We start from the raw sequence: 18,386 nt of genomic DNA on the forward strand, positions 1-18,386 counted from the left end.
GCGCGCGAAGGGGCGCCCAGGGCACCGGGCAAGCGGGGCAGACGGGCTGACTGGCTGCCGAACCGACTGGTCGGCACCGACTGGTCGGCGGGCAGGGCTGGCGGGTCGACGGGGCGGAGGACATGGCCGGCGGGCAGGGGCACCGGGCAGGCGGACCGGGCAGGCGGACCGGCTGGTTGGTCGACTGGCCGACGGTCAGGGCGGCGGGGCGGCGGACAGGGCAGACGGGCCAACCGGCCGCCGGAACGACCGACCCGGCGGAACGACTGGCCGACGGTCAGAGGCGGCGGGCAGGGGCACCGGGCATGCGGGCCAACCGGATGCCGGACCGACCGACCGGAACGACCCGCCGGAGGACAGGGCCGGCGGACAGGGCGCGGGGACCGACCGGGCGACGGGGCGGCGGACAGCACCGGCGGGCCGACGGGCAGGGCGGTCGGGCCGACTGGTCGGCGGTCGCCACGTCGGCGGGCCGCACGGCCACTCGCATCGGCGGGCCGCGCGGTAACGCGCGTCGGCGTTCTGCGTGGCGCGGCGCCCTGCAGAACCGTGCCCCGGAGCCACGGCCGAGCGGGGCCCCATCCGTGTGCCGTCGCCCCGGCGTGGGCGTATGGTCCGCATATGGGTGACGTTCGACGGCTGCCTGTCCGCTCCGTCGGGCCGGTCCGGGGCGGGTGAGGTCGTGCCTGGTCCCACCACCGTCGGTCCGGAGCCGCTGCAGTCCGCCCTGATCGAGGTCGCCCGGGGGAGCGGCACCTCGGTGGCGGCGGTCTATCTGCTGCGGCCGGACGAGCCCGTGCTGCAGCTGGCCGTGCTGGGCGGTGTCCCGTGGGAGATCTCCATGCCGTGGGCACGGGTGCCGGTGAAAACTTCTTCCCCGGTGTCCGATGCCGTACGGGAGCGGCGGCTGGTGTGGGTGAGCGGCCAGGAGGACCTGGCGCGCCGCTATCCACGGCTGGCGCTGGTCGTGCCCTACCGCTTCACACTGGCCGCCGCCCCCATCACCACGGGGGACGACATCTGGGGCGGTCTGGTGCTGCATTGGCCGGCCTCGCACCCGCCCCGGCCGAGCCCCCGGGAGCGGAAGGAGATCGCCGGCGCCTGTCACACGCTGGGACTGCTCCTGCGGAAGGCGGCGGACGACGGTCACCCGGTACGGCCCGCCGCCGAGCCGGTGATGCTGCCCCCGCTGCGGCGCAGGCTCGCGGGACCGGCCGAGGCGCAGGCGGCGGTCGACTTCGCCGAGCGCCTCCCCGGTGGCAGTGGCTCGCTGGACGTGGACGGGCGGATCTCCTTTCTCAACACCGAGGCCGCCGAGCTGCTCGGTGTCGGCATCCCCGAGCTGCTCGGCGCCAAACCGTGGGAGGCGCTGCCCTGGCTCGGCGCCGACCCGATCGCCGAGGACAGCTACCGGGCGGCCATGTTCAGCCGCGAGACGGTGTCGTTCATCGCCCTGCGCCCACCGGACCGGTGGCTGTCCTTCCGCCTGGAGCCGGACGCCTCCGGCATCAGCGTGCGCATCGCGCCCACCCACTCGGCGCACGCCCACGCACCGCCCTCCCCGTCCACCGGGTCGGGTCCGCCCGCCGTTCCCGCCGCGGGGCGGGCCGCGAACCTGTACCACCTGATGCACCTGGCCGCGACGCTCACCGAGGCCGTCGGCGTGCGCGACGTGGTCGACCAGGTCGCCGACCAGATCCTGCCGGCGTTCGGCGCGGCCGCCCTGGCCCTGATGACGGCGGAGGACGGCCGGCTGCGGATCACCGGCTACCGCGGCTACACCACCGAGCTGATGGAACGCCTGGACGCCGCCCCGCTCACCTCGGACACCCCCGCCGTGTACGCCCTGACCACGGGTGTCCCCGCCTTCTTCGCCACGTTCGCCGAGCTGAAGCGGGCCTATCCCCCGGCCGTCCTCCAGGACGCGATGGGCGCCTGGGCGTTCCTCCCGCTGATCGCCTCGGGGCGGCCGGTCGGCTCCCTCGTCCTGGCCTACGAACAGCCCCATCACTTCACACCGGAGGAGCGCGCCGTCCTCACCTCCACCGCCGGGCTGATCGCCCAGGCCCTGGACCGGGCACGGCTGTACGACACCAAGCACCAGCTCGCCCACAACCTCCAGGCGGGGCTGCTGCCGCACACCCTGCCCCGGGTCGCCGGGCTGGACGTGGCCGCGCGCTATCTCCCGGCCACCCGCGGCATGGACGTGGGCGGCGACTTCTACGACCTCATCCGGCTCGGCCCCACCACGGCCGCCGCGGCCATCGGGGACGTGCAGGGGCACAACGTCAACGCCGCCGCGCTGATGGGGCAGGTCCGCACCGCCGTCCACGCGACCGCCGGCGCGGCCCCCGACGATGTGCTCGCCCGGACGAACCGGCTCGTGACCGACCTCGACCCCGACCTCTTCACCAGCTGCCTCTACGTCCACCTCGACCTGGGCGGGCACACCGCCTGCCTCGCGAGCGCCGGCCACCCGCCCCCGCTGCTGCGCCACCCCGACGGCCGCACCCAACCCCTCCCCCTGCCCCCGGGGCTCCTCCTCGGCATCGACGCCGACGCCGACTACGCGTCCACCGAGGTCCCGCTGCCGCCCGGGTCCGTCCTGGCCCTCTACACGGACGGGCTCGTCGAGGCCCCCGGCACCGACATCGAGGACGCGGTCGACGACCTGGCCCGCGCCCTCGCGCGCTCCGACCTCTCCGGCCCGCACGCCATGGACGCTGTAGCGGATTCCCTCGTCCGGCACGCCCGCCGCTCGGCTCCGCGCAGCGACGACATCGCCCTGCTCCTCATCCACCCCACCGCCACAGCGAGTTCACATAGGTGACCACTGGACCGCCGTGCCGGGATTGGTGCTGATCCGCAGGAACGGCGGGGGCTCCGACGACTCGGGCACGCGGCAGGAGCCCCGTCCGCTCATCTCGCCCCTCGTGCACGTCGCCTCATACGGGGCACGCGGTCGAAGAGCGCGGCGAGGCGGGCCCCTTGGGCGAACAGGGTCTCCGGACGGGAGCGGTCGCCGTCGAGGTGGGTGAGGGTCTCCATCCCGAGGTAGAAGGCCACGGCCGCGCCGGCCAGGACCCGTACCCGGACCACGGACGCCAGAGGCTTGCCGCGCAGCAGGACCGTCAGCAGTTCCTCGGCCAGGTCCTCCCATTTGCGGGTCTCCAGGGCCAGTTGGGCTGCCAGCCGCGTCCCCGGCCGCGCCCCGGCGTACAGCTCCTGGACGGCGGCGATGTGCCCGGTGCCGCTGTCCTCGTCGTACAGCTCGCGCAGCCGCGCGATCACGGGCACGGCACGGTCGAGGCCGGACAGTTCGGCACGGTAGCGGTCGATGCACTCCCCGCTGGTCCGTTCCAGCGCCGCCACCAACAGGTCGTCCAGGTCCGCGAAGTGGTAGTAGATCACCCCGGGCGCGAAGCCGCCGACCTGGGCGATCGCCCGGGCGGTGGTCCCGCCGTGACCGTGGCGGACCATACAGGACAGGGCGGCCTCCAGGACACGGTCACGGGTGCCGCGCCCGTCCTGCGCTCCCCGGGGACCTCGCTGATCAGACAACGCGCACCGGCCGTACCCCGTGCGCGGCGAAGTGGCCTTCGAGCCTGCGGGCCAGCTCCGGCAACTGGTGACTGGGCACCCTCGGGTACAGGTGGTGCTCCAGGTGGTACGTGAGTTCCAGGAAGACGGCGGGGATGATCCTCCCGCGCAGGGTGCGGGTCTGCGTCAATGGGGTGTCTCCGTAGTCGTGGTGCGGCAGATACACCGTCAGGAGCGGGTACACCCAGCTCCCGACGATCGCCATCACCGTATAGACCAGGAGTCCCGGGGTGTACGGCAGGAGCAGCACACCCCCGGTGAACGCGGCGAACGGGGCCGTCGCCTCCGCCAGCAGCCAGCGGCGGTCACGGCCCCTCCGGTAGGACCAGAGCCAGAGGCGTACGAGGAAGACGGGGCCGTAGCAGATCGCGCCCAGGAGGGACAGTTCGGCGGGGTGACCTTCCGGGCCGTCCGGGTGCGGGAAGAGACGGTGGTGCTGGGTGTGCGTGGCCCGGTAGGCGTGCCCGCTCTCCAGCAGGGCCAGCCCCATCGCGAACAGCGCCCAGTCGGTCGCCCGTGGGGACAGGCCGATCGTGCGGTGCACGACGTCGTGGGTGACGGTCACGACCGCGACGAAGATCCCGAACACGATCAGGGGCGTCAGCCACCACCAGCCGAGCCACACCGCGCCCGCGAACAGCAGGACGCCGAGACCCGGCCGGACCAGCGCGACGATCCGCTGCCGCCGCGTGGTGACGAGCAGGTCGTCGCCGAGTTCGGCGAGGGTGGGGAGGCCCGGGGCCGGGGGGTTCTCAAGGCGGCCACGCGAACCGGCTGAACTGGCCGAACCGGCCGAGCCGTTCGCGCCATTGCAGTCGTTCGAGTCGTTCGAGCCGCTCACATCAGGGCTGTCGGATGTGGTCATCCCGCGCGTCTCCTCTCCTTCAGCAGTCCCTCGGCGACGATCCGGCTGCCCAGCACGCAGGCGACCGTGCCGAGGCCGGGCCAGGTCGTGTCGCCGACCAGCCACAGGCCGGGGCCCCCGAGGTCGTGCGGTACGGCGTGCTGGTTGGTGTTGGAGAGGCGCTGGCGTACGCCGCCGACCGCGCCCTCCGGGCGGAAGGCGAACCGCTCGTAGCTGCGGGGTGTCCCCGTCTCGGCGAAGACGGCGCGCTCGCCGAGTCGTGGGTACGCGCGCCGTGCGAGGGAGAGGAGCCGTTCCCCGGCCTCCTTCTTGCGCTGCCCGTACTCCGCCGCGTCGAGGTCGCGCCAGTCGGCGAGGTCGGTGTGGGTCGAGAGCATCACGGCGCGATGGCCGGACGGTGCGCTCAGGGTGTCCCCGGGTGCGGACACGGAGACGAACATGTTGTTGCCGTCGCCCAGGGGACGGTCGTACGAGTCCAGCAGCTGATGATGCGTCAACTCCTGCTCAGCGAACTCGGATTCGCGGACCCCGAGGAAGGCGACGACCGCGCCGCCGAGGGAGTCCGCGTCGCGCGCCAGGTAGCCACGGAGCCGGCGGGCCACCGGCAGCTCCGCGCAGATCGTCGCGGTGGTGGCCGCCGGTACCGCGCAGACGATCCGCCTTGCGTGGAAACGTTCTTGACGGGTCGTCACCTCAAAGGCGCCGGGCGCGCCCCGGACCCGCGAGACACGGCAGGCGGTCCGCAGTGTGCCGCCCAGCTCCCGGTAGCGGGTCACCAGCACCCGCCAGAACCCGTGCATGCCGCCGTGGTGTCTGCTGAGGCCCGCACCCCGGATGGTCACCCCGAGCGCCGCGTTGATGAGGGGCGCGTCGTCGACCTCGGTGTGGACGGTGTCCTCGACCAGCATGGCGAGCAGTCCGACCAGGGCGGCGTCCGCGCGCAGGCCATGGTCGCGCAGCGCGTCACCCAGCGTCCGGTTCAGATGACGGGCGTACGGGAGCCCGGACCAGCCGACCGCCCGGAGGTCGTGGAGGGCGTCGGCGGGACCCCGGATCGGCAGCCGTACGCCGGCCCGGCTGGCCCGCCAGAACGTGTCGGCGAGGCCGTCGAGCAGGTCCCAGAACGCGCGGTGCCGTGCACTGTCACCGAGCCGGCGCAGCCGTTCGGCGTGCCTGGCGGCCCGGTCTCGGTGGAGCACGACCTGACGGTCCGGCAGATGGGCGCGGTAGCCGGGGAGTTCCTCGGCGTCCAAGGGTGGTATTCCGACGGCGGCGAGGAGTTCGCCGCCGACGCCTCCTGAGCCGAAGTCGACCAGCGCCGTCGCGCCGACATCGAAGGAGAACCCGCGTTTGCGGTAGTAGCCGGCGCAGCCGCCCGCGTGGCCGTGCGCCTCCAGCACGATCGTGGACAGACCGGCCCGTTGCAGGCGCAGCGCCGTGGCCATGCCCGCCATTCCTCCGCCGATCACCACCACATCGGCGTGGGCGCGTTGACGACCGTCGCCACGATCGACCACCGTCCGGCGCGCGTTCTGAACACCTGTTCTGAACATCCGTTCAGGGTGAGGTAGTTCAGTCTCCGCGTCAATGGTTCGGGCGTGTGCGAAGAGACTCGCGGGAACCGCTCACGCCGGGAATGCGTACCTCTGTACGATCACCGGTCACGCACGAGGTACTGCGGTGGAGGGGGCGGGTGTTGGACGACAAAAGGGCTGGGCGAAGAGGTCGTTGGCGGCTGAGGGCCGCCGCGTCGGGGGCCGTCGCGGCGGTGTTCCTCGGCGGGTGCAGCGCGGGGGCGACGGAGCGGGCGGACACGTCCGAACCCACGGCGTCCGGGTCGGCGACGCCTTCCGCTTCCGCGTCCGGGGAGGTCTCGGCGGAGGGCGCGGAGCCGACGGCGTCGGCGTCCGCCACACCGTTCGAGGCGGCCCCGGATCGCGTGCCGCGCGCCAGGCAGGACGGCGCCGCGCTGGCGGAGGCGGTCGCGATGCGGCCGAAGGACTGGGGCACGGGCTTCGAGGCCCAGCCGCTCGCCCGCAGTGCCGAGGGAACCATCGCGCTGCTCGACGACCAGTGCCGGTGGCAGCGCACGGCGCTCCCCGACGACGTACTGGCCTCCCTCTCCCTGTACAGCCAACTGCCCGGCGCCGGAAAGCGCGGCACGGTCCGGGTGACCGCGACGGTGACGGTGCACACGGCGGTGCTCGATGCCGACGACCATGTGTCCGCGACCTTGGAGGAGGCGCTGCGCTGCCCCGAGCAGCAGGTGCGCGCCGACGAGCGGATCGCGGAACTGATGTCCGTGGGCACCCCTCTCGGGATGCGCGGCAACAACTACGCCGACGACTCGGTCCTGGAGACGGGCGTCTATCTCACCGGCACCGGCACCGGCACCGGCACCGGCAAGGCGTTCTACCGGTGGATGGTGACCCGGCTCGGGCCGGTCACCATGACGGTGTCGATCAAGGGCGCCGAGGGCTACACCGTCGCCGAACTGGAGCAGTTCATGACGCGCGGCACCACCACCATGCTCGACCGGGTGAGGTACGAACTGGGCGGGGGTGAGGGCTGATGGAACGGCTGCGTTCGTCCGACCCGGCGCGGATCGCCGACCACCGGCTGCTCGGCCGGCTCGGCGCCGGCGGCATGGGCGTGGTGTACCTCGCCCGTACGTCGGCCGGTTCGCTGGTGGCGCTGAAGGTGCTGGCGGCGGAGTACGCCGAGGACACGGGCTTCCGGGAGCGGTTCCGGCGCGAGGTGGAGGTGGCCCGGCGCGTCAGCAGTCCCTGGGCGGTCCCGCTGATCGACGCCGACGCGGACGCGGAGGCGCCGTGGCTGGCGACGGCGTTCGTGCCCGGCCCCTCCCTGGCCGAGGCCGTGGCCGCGTACGGACCGCTCGGCGAGCACGGGCTGCGGGTCCTCGGCGGCCGGCTGGCGCAGGCCCTGGGCGAGGTGCACCGGGCGGGGCTGGTCCACCGGGACCTCAAGCCCGGCAACGTCCTGCTGGCGGCGGACGGGCCCCGGCTCATCGACTTCGGCATAGCCAGGGCGCCCGAGGACAGCGGACTCACCGCGACGGGGCTCGTCGTCGGTACGCCCGGCTACCTCTCCCCGGAGCAGGCCGAGGGGCGTGGCGGCCTGGCCGTCGGCGCTCCCAGCGACGTGTTCTCCCTCGGCTGTGTCCTGGCGTTCGCGGCGACGGGCCGGCCGCCGTTCGGCACGGGGGCGCTCGACGCCCTCCTCTACCGGGCCGTGCACGATCCGGCCGACCTCGACGGCGTACCGGCACCGCTCGGCGAACTGCTGTCCCGGTGCCTGGAGAAGGATCCGGCCGCCCGCCCCGAGGTGACGGTGCTGATACGGGAGCTGCTGCCCGCGGGGGCCGTCGAAACCGTCGCCGACACCGACACCGACACCGACACCGACGAAGCCTCGGCCGAGCCCGCCGCTGCCCCCGCCGACGCGAGCGGCGCCCCCCTGGGGTCCTGGCTGCCCGACGAGGTGGTCCGGCTGATCGCCCGGCGCTCGACCGAGGCGCTCGCGCTGCCGGACATCGACCGCACCGAGATCTCCACCGCCCCCTCCGGCCCGGACGCCGCCTCGCAGGCCGCACCCGCCTCCGTGTTGTCCACCACCATGCCGGACAACGGCCTCCCCGGCCCCCGCGATCCCGCGACGCCCGGAGCCGGATCCGGAGCCGCCGACACCGTGCCCGTCGCGGCCACCGGCACCCGGGCGGCCCCCGCGAGGCGTCGTGTCCTCCTCGGCGGCGCGGGCGCGCTGCTCACCGCGGGCGGCGGCGCGACCTGGTGGGCCCTGGGCCGGGACGACGGTTCGGGGGACGGGAAGCCGTCCGCGTCCGCCCCCTCGAAGCGACCCGCCTACACCGTCGCCCTGCACGGCGACCTCAGCGGCGACGCGCGGGACACCGGAAGAGCCCAGGAGAACGGACTGCGGCTCGCCGTCGCGGAGTTCAACGCCCGACGCGACGCGCCCTTCCGGGTGGAGGTGCGGGCCGAGGACGACGCCGGCGACCCGGCCGAGTCCGCCCGGGTGGCGAAGCGGCTCGCCGACGATCCCGCCGTCCTCGCCGTGGTCGGCCCGACCACGGACGCGGCCGCCCAGTCCGCGCTGGCGGCCTACGACGCCGCCCTGCTGCCCGTCGTCGCGGTGTCCCCCGGCGCCATCTCCCTGTCCGTGCAGGGCTTCCGTTCGTTCCTGCACGCCCGCCTGCCCGACTCCCTGCTGCCGTTCTACATGGACGCCTTCCTGCGGAGCACCCGGCCCCGCAGGGTCGGTGTGGTCGTCGACCGGGCGGCCGACAACTACGGCTGGGAGGTCAGCGCCAATCTGAGCAAGCAGCTGCGGCTGGCCGGTCAGCCGTACGTACCCCGCGTGGTGAGCACCATGCGGTCCGGTTTCGGGGACACGGTGGACGACCTGCTGGCCGCCGACATCGACTCGTTCGCCTTCGCCGGACTGTCCGACCGGGCCGCCTCGTTCGCCCGGACGCTGCGCGAGCGCGGATTCACCGGCGCCCGCGCCGCCGGACCGGCTCTGCTCGACCCCCGATTCCTCACGGCGGCCGAGGAGGCCGCCGACGGGTGGACGATCGTCGCACCGGTCGTCGACCCGTCGGACGTCCCCGAGGCGAAGAAGTTCGTGGCCGCCTACCGCAAGCGGTGGAAGAAGGCGCCGCCCCGGTACGCGGCGGAGGCCTACGACGTGACGTCGATGGTGCTCACCTCCCTCGCGGAACTCCCGGCAAAGAGCCGTAGCCGCGAGGAACTGCTCGCCGCGCTGCGGGCCGCCGAGTACCAGGGCGTCACCCGGACGTACGGCTTCCAGAAGAACGGTCTGCCCGTCATCGACGGCACCGGCGGCTACCTCTGGCGCGTGGCGGACGGGGCGTTCGTGTACGGCGGCCCCGCGCCGCTGACCGCCTGATGGAGCCGCTGCGCACCGCCGATCCGTCGCGGCTGGGCGACTACCGCCTGCTGCGGCGGCTCGGCGCCGGCGGCATGGGCGTCGTCTTCCTGGCCCGTGCCCCCGGCGGGGCTTTCGCCGCGGTCAAGGTCGTGCGGGCCTCCCACGCCGACGACGCGGGATTCCGGGCCCGGTTCCGCCGGGAGATCGAGGTGGCCCGGCAGGTGGAGAGCCCCTGGGTGGTCCCCCTGCTGGACGCGGACGCCGACGCAGAAGATCCGTGGCTCGCGACTCCGTTCGTCCCGGGCCCGTCGCTCTCCGAGACGCTGGAGGAGCACGGGCCGTGGTCCCCCGGGGCGGTGTCCGTGTTGGGGTCGCGGCTCGCCGAGGCGCTCGACGCGGTCCACCGGGCGGGGCTGGTGCACCGCGACGTCAAGCCGGGCAACGTGCTGCTGGCCCCGGACGGTCCGCGACTGATCGACTTCGGAATCGCGCGCGCACCGGAGGGCATGGCGCTCACGTCCACCGGCGTCATCGTGGGCTCCCCCGGTTTCCTGTCGCCCGAACAGGCGCGGGCGCGCGGCGCCGGGATCGGCCCGCCCAGCGATGTCTTCTCGCTGGGCTGCGTCCTGGCGTTCGCCGCGACCGGCGTCCGGCCGTTCGGCACCGGCGCGGCCGCCGGGGTGCTGCTGCGCACGGTCTACGACGAGCCGGAACTCTCCGGGATCCCGCAGGCGCTGGAGCCGGTCGTCCGGGCGTGTCTGGACAAGGACCCGGCACGCCGGCCGACCGCCGCCGAGGTCGGCGCGGCGCTCGACGCGGCCGTTCCGGCCGACCGGGAGCGGTGGCTGCCGGAGCCGGTGACCCGGCTGATCGCGGAGCGTTCGGCGACGGTGCTGGCGATGGGGGCGATTGAGCCGACCCGGGTGACCGCGCCGACGTCCCCCTCTTCGGCGTCTCCCGGTTCGGCACCGGCATCCACGCCGGCGTCGTCGGACCCGGACGTGGTGACGGTCACGTCGCTCAAGGGGCCGGAGGACGAGGCCCCGACGCGGGAACAGGCGCGGGCTCGGGGCACGAGTCGCCGCGGTTTCCTGGCGCTCGGCTCCACGGGGGCGGCTGCCGGGCTCCTCGCGGCCGGCGGCGGGGCGTGGTGGTGGCGCAACCGGGGCGGACGGCAGGCCGGCGCGGGAGGCTCCCCCTCGTCCGGCCCGCGCGCCGAACTCGTCGTGGCCTTCCAGGGCGACCTGTCCGGGGCGACCGGGGAGACCGGGCGGGCCCAGCTCGACGGCGCCCGGCTGGCCGTCGCACACGTGAACGCCGATGACGACCGTCCGCTGCGGCTGACGCTGCGCGCGTACGACGACGGCGGCGAGCCCGACCGGGCCCTGGACCGGGCGACGCGGCTGGCGAAGGACCGGCGGCGGGTCCTAGCGGTGCTGGGACCGACCACGGACGCCTGTTTCCTCGCCGCGGAGACCGTGTACACGCAGGCCGTGCTGCCCGTCGTCTCCGTGTCGGTGGGGGTGACCTCCCAGGTCAGGGACACCGGTCTGTCCACGCTTCGTTCGCACGCGCAGCTCTCGCCGAGCGACGAGTTGCTCGCCGCCCCGTGCAACGCGTATCTGACGGGCGAGGCCGACGCCCGCGAGGTGTTCCTGGTCGAGGACCGGGCCGAGGGCGACTTCGCCTGGACGCTCTGCAACTACATCCAGCGGGCGCTCGGCCGCGACGGCAGGGACACCAGCGTCACGAGTGTCGCCGCCGGGAAGCTCGACCACACCGCGCTCGCCCGGCGGGTGGTCGCGTCCGGGTCGGACGCGGTCGTGTTCAGCGGAGGGCAGGAACGGGCGGGCGCGTTCGCCGCGGCCCTGCGCGAGGCCGGGTTCTCCGGGGCCCGGGTCGCCACCCAACGGGCCTTCGGCACACGGTTCCTGGAGCGCGCGGGCCGGGCGGCCGACGGCTGGGTCCTCGCCACCGCCTTCATCGATCCGACGGCCGTCCCGGCGGCCCGCTCCTTCACCGAGGCGTACGAGGCCCGGTACGGGAAGCGGCCGGGCCCGTACGCGGCGGAGGCGTACGACGCGGTGCTGTTCCTGGCCCAGGCGTGTGCGAGCGGAGGCACGGCCCTGCGGGAGCGGGGCGCGATCGTGCGGCGTATGCGGGAGGTGTCGTACACCGGCATCAGCCGGACCGTCGCGTACACCGCGGACAGCGGATACAACCACGACGCGCTGTTCCTGTACCGCGTGACCGAAGGGAAGTTCGACTTTCGCGGGCAGTACCAGCAGGCGGATGTATGACACGGATGTGCGACGGCGGCGGTCGGGCCGGACCCGGGGCCGTTGTGGTGATGCGGGCCCGTCCCGAGGGGCTATCGTGCCTTCATGTCGCAGGACCTGATTCGTATCGTCTCCCGAGACTCGCCCATGGCTCTGGCACAGGTGGAGCGCGTACGCGCCGAACTCGCCGTGCTCCACCCGGCGCTGCGCACCGAGGTGGTCCCCGTGAAGACGACCGGGGACAAGTGGATGGGTGATCTCTCCAAGGTCGAGGGCAAGGGGGCCTTCACCAAGGAGGTCGACGCCGCGCTCGTCGCGGGCGAGGCCGATCTCGCCGTGCACTGTGTGAAGGACATCCCCGCCGACCGGCCCCTCCCGGCCGGCACGATGTTCGCGGCGTTCCTGAAGCGGGACGACATCCGGGACGCGCTCGTGGACCCCGCCGGACGCACCCTGGACGAGCTGCCCGCCGGAACCCGTATCGGCACCTCCTCCGTACGGCGTGCCGCGCAACTCGCGGCCTCCCACCCGCACTTGGACTGTGTTCCCTTCCGAGGGAACGCCAACCGGCGGCTGGAGAAGCTGGCCGCGGGCGAGGCGGACGCGCTGCTGCTGGCCGTCTCAGGGCTGGAGCGGATCGGCCGTGCGGACGTGATCAGCGAGATCCTTTCCGTCGAGACCATGATGCCGCCGATCGGCGCGGGCGTCCTGGCGCTGCAGTGCCGGGAGGACGACACCGACACCATCGACACGGTCAGCGGGCTCGGCGATCCGGACGCCCACCGCGAGACGCTCGCCGAGCGGATGTTCCTGCACGTGCTGCAGGGCCACTGCAACAGCCCCATCGCCGGCTTCGCCCGCACCGAGCGCAACGGCGAACTCTCCCTGCGGGCCTCGGTGTTCACACCCGACGGCAAGACGGTCCTCAACGCCCACGAGTGGGCGGGCCGTCTCGACCCCGCGACCCTCGGTACCTCCGTAGCGGTGGCACTGCTCCGCCAGGGCGCCCGCGACCTCATCGACGGCATCCCGCACTGATCCGCGCCGGCGCCCGGCCCGGCGGTCAGTCGAGTCTGCGGGCCAGTACCTGGCCCGGCCAGGTGCCGGAGCGGAAGGGCGTGGTCGGGGTGAAGCCGTTGCGTTCGTAGAACGCGACGAGACGGCCGCCGTCGCCCGCCCAGCAGTCGACGCGCAGGAGTCCCACGCCGGCGCGGCGGGTCTCGTCGACGGCGTGGGACAGGAGAGCCGCGCCGATGCCATGGCCGGCTCGGTGGCGGTCGGAGACGAGAAGGCGGACGTACCGCTCGGGCTCGTCGGCCGCGGGGATCTGCATCTGCGGGCTGGGGCCGGAGTCCAGGACCATGGCTCCGACGGGTGTGCCGTCCCACTCCGCGATGTACGGGGTGTTCTCGGTCGTGTAGCGCTCGACGCGTGACGGCCCGTCGGGTCGCCGCGAGTACGGGATCGTGCCCCACTGCTCGGTGTTGCCGCGCGCGTTCATCCAGGCCACCGCCGCGTCGAGCATACGGAGGATGGCCGGGACGTCGGCCGGGCCGCCGGGTCGGATGCGGAGGGCCTGGGTGGTGTGGGGGACGTGGGGGGTCACGGTGGCAGCCTAGGAGACCGCTGAAGATCTTGCTCTGGCCGCCCGACTCACCCTGGATTGCCGGTAAATGTCAATCGCCATCAAGTAGGGCAAGCCGGGCGCATTTTCAAGATCTTCAGGACGCTTCTAGGTGTTGTCGTGATCGGTGCGGCCGGAGCCGAGGCCCAGCTCACGGTCGCCGAGCGGGCTGAAGAAGCGGTGCACGTCGGCCTCGGTGACGTCGGTGAGCGTCGGCGGGTTCCAGCGGGGGCGGCGGTCCTTGTCGACGACCTGGGCGCGGATGCCCTCGACGAGGTCGGCGGTGGCCAGGGCGGCGCAGGAGACGCGGTACTCCTGGTCCAGTGCCTGTTCCAGGGAGCCGAAGCCTCGGGCCCGCCGCACGGCGGTGAGGGTGACCTTGACGGCGGTCGGGGACTTGGCCAGCAGGGTCTCGGCGGTCTCCTTCGCGGCCGGGTCGCCGTAGGCGAGCAGTCGCCGGACGATCTCCTCGGCCGTGTCGGCGGCGAAGCAGGCGTCGATCCATGCCCGCCTCTCCCGCAACTGGGCCGATGGCGGCTGCCGTACGTGCCGGGCGACGGCGTCCCGGGCGGGCAGTTCGGCGAGGTCGTCGAGGAGCGCGCCGAGTGACGCGGACGGTACGTAGTGGTCGGCGAGCCCGCACAGCAGGGCGTCGCCGGCGCCGATCGCCGTGCCGGTGAGGGCGAGGAGGGTGCCGAGTTCGCCCGGGGCGCGGGCCAGGAGATGCGTGCCGCCGACGTCGGGGACGAAGCCGATGCCGGTCTCGGGCATGGCGATCCGCGAGCGTTCGGTGACGACGCGGATGCCGCCGTGCGCGGAGATGCCGACGCCGCCGCCCATCACGATGCCGTCCATGACGGCGACGTACGGCTTGGGGTAGTGGGCGATACGGGCGTTGAGGTGGTACTCGTCGCGCCAGAACGCCGCCGAGACGGTGCCGTCCCCGTCGCGGGCGTCGTCGTGGACGACCCGGATGTCGCCGCCCGCGCACAGTCCCCGCTCCCCCGCGCCGGTGACGACGACGGTCTCCACGGCCGGGTCGTGTTCCCAGGCGGTGAGCGCCTCGTCGACGCGCCGCACCATGGCGTGGTTGAGCGCGTTGAGGGCCTTCGGCCGGTTGAGGGTGATGTGGGCGGCCCGCCCGACGGTGTGCAGCAGCACGGGTTCCTGCCCGCCGGTCATCGAACCGCCTCCCTCGCGACTGCCGGTCGTCGCCCCGGGCGACCTGGAGAGCGTACCTGTGCCTCCGGTAACCCTGACCGGGCGGCCCCGTGCACAGGGGAGCGCAGTGGGGCGTCGGCTCGCGTCTCAGACGCGTGGCTTCCGCCAGGTCCTGATCTCGGTGGCCGGAAGCCGTTCCGCGAACCGGCCGTCGGGGACCTCCCGCTCCAGAAGCGCCCGCAGGTCCCGCTCGAACTCCCGCAGCCGGTCGCCGAACAGGTGCGGGGCGGAGAAGGAGTTGGAGAACGTCCACGCCACGAGGTCGTCGACGGTGCGGGTGACCACTTCCCCGGCGGGCACGACCTGCCGTGCGTAGCCCTCGAAACCGGCGCGCGCGATGACGAGTTCCTCACCGCCGGGCGTGCCGTGCACGAGCCGTCCCCGCCCCGCGCGGCGCACCGGTCCCAGGAAGTGGCGTACCAGGTCGCCGATCCGGTCGTACGGCGGCGCCGGCGATGGCAGCGGTGTCGGGTCGGATGGCGAGTCCTTGAGGTCGCTGATGTGGACGAAGGCACCGCCGGGCTCCAGCATCCCCCGCACGGTGGCCGCGACCCGGTCACGGTCCGTCCAGTGGAAGGACTGGGCGAACACCACGGCCCGGAAAGTCCCCAGCCCGGCCGGTAGATCCTCGGCGCGCGCGGCCACCCAGCGCGCGTTGGTCACCCCCGAGCGCGTGGCCCGGCGCTCGGCCTCCGTCAGCATGTCCTCGTCGGGATCGACGCCGACGACCTCCTCGAAGTACCGCGCCAGCGGCACCAGCACGATCCCGGGTCCGCAGCCGACGTCGAGGAGTCGGCCACCTCCGTCCAGGCCGAGGGGCCCGGCGAGGGCCTCGGCGAATCCGGTGGCGTAGGGGAGCCTGCCCCGCTCGTAGTACGCCGCGCTGCCCCGGAAGAGGGTGGGATCCCACTGCCATCCGTCCGGCACGCCGCCTCCGCTTCCCTTCTTCTCCGTCCGCCTCTCGCGGAACAGTACTGGTGGGGGGTAGAAAAGTTCCTCTCCGCCGCGCCCCGACCAGCGGCCGCGGAAGGACCTCAGGCCCCGAAGCCCAGCAGCGCGACCTCCAGCGGGAGGGCGGGGCGCTCGGGGAGGGCGGGGGGATTCTCGCCGCGTCCGGTGTGGGTGGGTGGGACGGCACGCAGTGCCTCGATCCCGCCGACGGCCCACCAGGCGTCCGTCCGAGGCAGCGACAGGGTCATGCGCCGGCCGTCGGCCAGCGTGGTCTCGATCGTGCCCGGGTCGTTCGTCGTCATGGCAACCCCCTCCGTGGCGCACCGGATACGTCCGGCCTCACCCCGAAGACGCGCGACCGGGGCCGAGAAGTTCCCCGGGCGCCGGTGGACATGCCCGCGCATGGCCGGTTGGCGGTCGATGATCGATCACTTTCCGGCCAAACACTTGTTGTGCTCCTGACACAACAGCTCCACATCTGTCACTCTGTGCGCACTCCGTCTCACGACGGCGCACGCGCACCCGCATCGCAGCACTCCCTGCACCACCCGGTGCCTCGACCCGTGCACCGGGTCCTTCGTACGGCCGCTCGTCCAACGTCGGCCGCAGCAAAGGAGTTCGCGTGAGATCCACCCCCCACAGACGCACCACGGCCACAGCCGCCCTCGTGGTGGCGGCGGCGGTACTCGCCGTCGCCGTCCCGGGCGCCCCCGCGATCGCTCGCGGCGACGGCGGCGAAGGCACCGCCCGTCCCGCGGCGGCCAAGGCGGACCGCGGGTCACTGCCCGCGCAGCTCACCCCCGCACAGCGCGCGACCCTCGTCCGACAGGCCGAGAAGGCCACGGACCGGACCGCCGACCGCCTGGACCTCGGCAGCCAGGAGGAGTTGCGGGTCCGCGACGTCGTCAAGGACGCCGACGGCACCACGCACACCCGCTACGAGCGCACCTACGCCGGGCTGCCCGTGCTCGGCGGCGACCTGGTCGTCCACGCCGCCAAGTCCGGCGCGGTCGAGAGCGTCACCCGGGCCTACAAGCCCGAGTTGAAGGTGTCGGACCTCAGCCCCGAGGTCAGCAGGGCCACCGCGGAGAAGCAGGCGCTCGCGGCGGCGAAGGAGGAGGGGTCCACCAAGACCGCTCCGGACAGCAGCCGCAAGGTCGTCTGGGCCGCGAAGGGCAAGCCGACCCTCGCATACGAGACCGTCGTCAGCGGCTTCCAGCACGACGACACGCCCAGCGAACTGCACGTCATCACCGACGCGCAGACCGGGAAGAAGCTGTTCGAGTACGAGGCCGTGCACACCGGCACGGGCAACACCCGCTACAGCGGCACGGTCACGCTCGGCACCAGCCAGTCCGGCTCGTCGTACACGCTGACCGACGCGGACCGGGGCAACCACCGCACGTACAACCTGAACAGGGGCTCCTCCGGCACCGGGACGCTGTTCAGCGGCCCCGACGACATCTGGGGCGACGGGACCACCGGCAACCTGGAGACGGCGGGCGCGGACGCCCACTACGGCGCCGCGCTGACCTGGGACTACTACAAGAACGTGCACGGCAGGAACGGGCTGCGCAACGACGGTGTCGCGCCCTACAGCCGGGTGCACTACGGCAACAACTACGTCAACGCGTTCTGGCAGGACTCCTGCTTCTGCATGACGTACGGCGACGGCTCCGGCAACGCCAACCCGCTCACCTCGATCGACGTGGCCGCTCACGAGATGACCCACGGTCTGACCTCGGTCACCGCGAACCTCGTCTACAGCGGTGAGTCGGGCGGGTTGAACGAGGCGACCTCCGACATCTTCGCCGCCGCCGTGGAGTTCGCCGCGGGCAACACCAACGATGTCGGGGACTACCTGGTCGGCGAGAAGATCGACATCAACGGCGACGGCACGCCGCTGCGTTACATGGACCGGCCCAGCAAGGACGGCTCCTCGCGCGACTACTGGTCCTCCACGCTCGGCAACATCGACGTCCACTACTCCTCGGGCCCGGCCAACCACTGGTACTACCTGGCCTCCGAGGGCAGCGGCGCGAAGGTCGTCAACGGCGTCTCCTACGACTCGCCGACCTTCGACGGGCTGCCGGTGACCCCGATAGGCCGGGACGCGGCCGAGAAGATCTGGTTCCGGGCGCTCACCACGTACATGACGTCCACGACCAACTACGCGGCCGCCCGCACCGCCACCCTCCAGGCCGCCGCCGACCTGTACGGGCTCGGCTCGGTGACCTACAACAACACCGCCAACGCCTGGGCCGCGATCAACGTCGGTTCCCGGATCCTCGACGGTGTGACGGTCGTCCCGCCGGCCGCCCAGTACTCCCTGGTCGGTCAGGCGGTCACGCTGGACGTCCAGGCGTCCTCCACCAACGCAGGCGCCCTGTCGTACGCGGCCACCGGACTGCCGGACGGGCTGTCGATCGACGCCGTCACGGGCCGGATCTCCGGCTCCCCGACCACGGCGGGCAACTCGACGCCGACGGTCACCGTGACGGACGCGGCCGGCGAGACCGGCACGGCGAGCTTCGCCTGGCGCGTGGACGAGGAGGGGAACCAGTCGGTGTTCGAGAACACCGCCGACTACCAGATCCCCGACAACTCCACCGTGGAGTCGCCGATCAACGTCAACCGGGCCGGAGCGGCGCCCAGCACGCTCACCGTGGACGTGAACATCGTCCACACCTGGCGCGGTGACCTGGTCGTCGACCTCGTGGCCCCGGACGGCACGGCGTACCGGCTGAAGAACTCCTCGGCGTCCGACTCGGCGGACGACGTGATCGCCACGTACACGGTGGACGCCTCCTCGGAGACGGCCGCCGGCACCTGGAAGCTGCGGGTGCAGGACGTGGCCAGCCTCGACACCGGCTACATCAACAGCTGGAAGCTGACGTTCTGACGAATCGTCAACTGA

Annotated in this window: 13 protein-coding genes; 6 read left to right on the forward strand and 7 right to left on the reverse strand. The window is 73.2% G+C overall.

The window, feature by feature from the left end; all coding sequences use genetic code 11:
• The first annotated feature begins 610 nt into the window (after positions 1 to 610).
• Positions 611 to 2,830, forward strand: coding sequence for a SpoIIE family protein phosphatase (locus tag P8T65_RS03810; protein ID WP_399098280.1), 2,220 nt, complete (start codon positions 611 to 613; stop codon positions 2,828 to 2,830).
• Positions 2,831 to 2,919: 89 nt separating this feature from the next.
• Here P8T65_RS03810 and P8T65_RS03815 read toward each other — a convergent pair whose 3' ends face one another.
• Genes P8T65_RS03815 through P8T65_RS03825 form a run of 3 tightly spaced genes read right to left on the reverse strand, consistent with a single transcriptional unit; the run spans position 2,920 to position 6,018 of the window.
• The gene (locus P8T65_RS03815; protein ID WP_316723985.1) at positions 2,920 to 3,561 is read right to left on the reverse strand and encodes a TetR/AcrR family transcriptional regulator; all 642 of its coding nucleotides are present in this window, start codon (positions 3,559 to 3,561) and stop codon (positions 2,920 to 2,922) included.
• Complete coding sequence (locus tag P8T65_RS03820) at positions 3,554 to 4,465, reverse strand: fatty acid desaturase (protein ID WP_316723986.1); 912 nt, start codon at positions 4,463 to 4,465, stop codon at positions 3,554 to 3,556. Before P8T65_RS03820 ends, P8T65_RS03815 begins: the two co-directional genes overlap by 8 nt.
• The gene (locus P8T65_RS03825) at positions 4,462 to 6,018 is read right to left on the reverse strand and encodes an NAD(P)/FAD-dependent oxidoreductase (protein ID WP_316723987.1); all 1,557 of its coding nucleotides are present in this window, start codon (positions 6,016 to 6,018) and stop codon (positions 4,462 to 4,464) included. Before P8T65_RS03825 ends, P8T65_RS03820 begins: the two co-directional genes overlap by 4 nt.
• Before the next feature lie 140 nt (positions 6,019 to 6,158).
• Here P8T65_RS03825 and P8T65_RS03830 point away from each other — a divergent pair, with 140 nt between their 5' ends.
• The 4 genes from P8T65_RS03830 to hemC all read left to right on the forward strand — a co-directional run bounded on the left by P8T65_RS03830 (position 6,159) and on the right by hemC (position 12,711).
• The gene (locus tag P8T65_RS03830) at positions 6,159 to 7,037 is read left to right on the forward strand and encodes a hypothetical protein (RefSeq protein ID WP_316723988.1); all 879 of its coding nucleotides are present in this window, start codon (positions 6,159 to 6,161) and stop codon (positions 7,035 to 7,037) included.
• On the forward strand, positions 7,037 to 9,412 hold the full coding sequence (locus P8T65_RS03835; RefSeq protein WP_316723989.1) for a bifunctional serine/threonine-protein kinase/ABC transporter substrate-binding protein: 2,376 nt from the start codon (positions 7,037 to 7,039) through the stop codon (positions 9,410 to 9,412). Before P8T65_RS03830 ends, P8T65_RS03835 begins: the two co-directional genes overlap by 1 nt.
• Entirely contained in the window at positions 9,412 to 11,694 is a 2,283-nt protein-coding gene (locus tag P8T65_RS03840; RefSeq protein WP_316723990.1) for a bifunctional serine/threonine-protein kinase/ABC transporter substrate-binding protein, read from the forward strand. The genes P8T65_RS03835 and P8T65_RS03840 overlap by 1 nt, the downstream gene beginning before the upstream one ends.
• An 84-nt stretch (positions 11,695 to 11,778) precedes the next feature.
• Positions 11,779 to 12,711 carry a hydroxymethylbilane synthase gene (hemC, locus tag P8T65_RS03845; RefSeq protein ID WP_316723991.1) on the forward strand — a complete coding sequence of 311 codons (933 nt, stop codon included), beginning with the start codon at positions 11,779 to 11,781 and terminating at the stop codon, positions 12,709 to 12,711.
• A gap of 25 nt (positions 12,712 to 12,736) precedes the next feature.
• Here the strand turns inward: hemC and P8T65_RS03850 are convergent, their stop codons facing one another.
• From P8T65_RS03850 to P8T65_RS03865, 4 genes are all read right to left on the reverse strand, one after another.
• A complete protein-coding gene (locus tag P8T65_RS03850) occupies positions 12,737 to 13,198 on the reverse strand; it encodes a GNAT family N-acetyltransferase (RefSeq protein WP_316731467.1) in 462 nt (153 codons plus the stop codon).
• Positions 13,199 to 13,405: 207 nt separating this feature from the next.
• Positions 13,406 to 14,479: an enoyl-CoA hydratase/isomerase family protein gene (locus tag P8T65_RS03855; protein ID WP_316723992.1), complete on the reverse strand. Its 1,074-nt coding sequence runs from the start codon at positions 14,477 to 14,479 to the stop codon at positions 13,406 to 13,408.
• 126 nt (positions 14,480 to 14,605) lie between these two features.
• Positions 14,606 to 15,445, reverse strand: coding sequence for a class I SAM-dependent methyltransferase (locus P8T65_RS03860; protein ID WP_316723993.1), 840 nt, complete (start codon positions 15,443 to 15,445; stop codon positions 14,606 to 14,608).
• Between the two features lie 107 nt (positions 15,446 to 15,552).
• Positions 15,553 to 15,771: a hypothetical protein gene (locus tag P8T65_RS03865; RefSeq protein ID WP_316723994.1), complete on the reverse strand. Its 219-nt coding sequence runs from the start codon at positions 15,769 to 15,771 to the stop codon at positions 15,553 to 15,555.
• 320 nt (positions 15,772 to 16,091) lie between these two features.
• Between P8T65_RS03865 and P8T65_RS03870 the strand changes: the two genes are divergently transcribed.
• Positions 16,092 to 18,371: a M4 family metallopeptidase gene (locus tag P8T65_RS03870; RefSeq protein ID WP_316723995.1), complete on the forward strand. Its 2,280-nt coding sequence runs from the start codon at positions 16,092 to 16,094 to the stop codon at positions 18,369 to 18,371.
• Positions 18,372 to 18,386 lie beyond the last annotated feature (15 nt).

It is taken from the genome of Streptomyces sp. 11x1, assembly GCF_032598905.1.
Classification (GTDB): Bacteria; Actinomycetota; Actinomycetes; order Streptomycetales; family Streptomycetaceae; genus Streptomyces.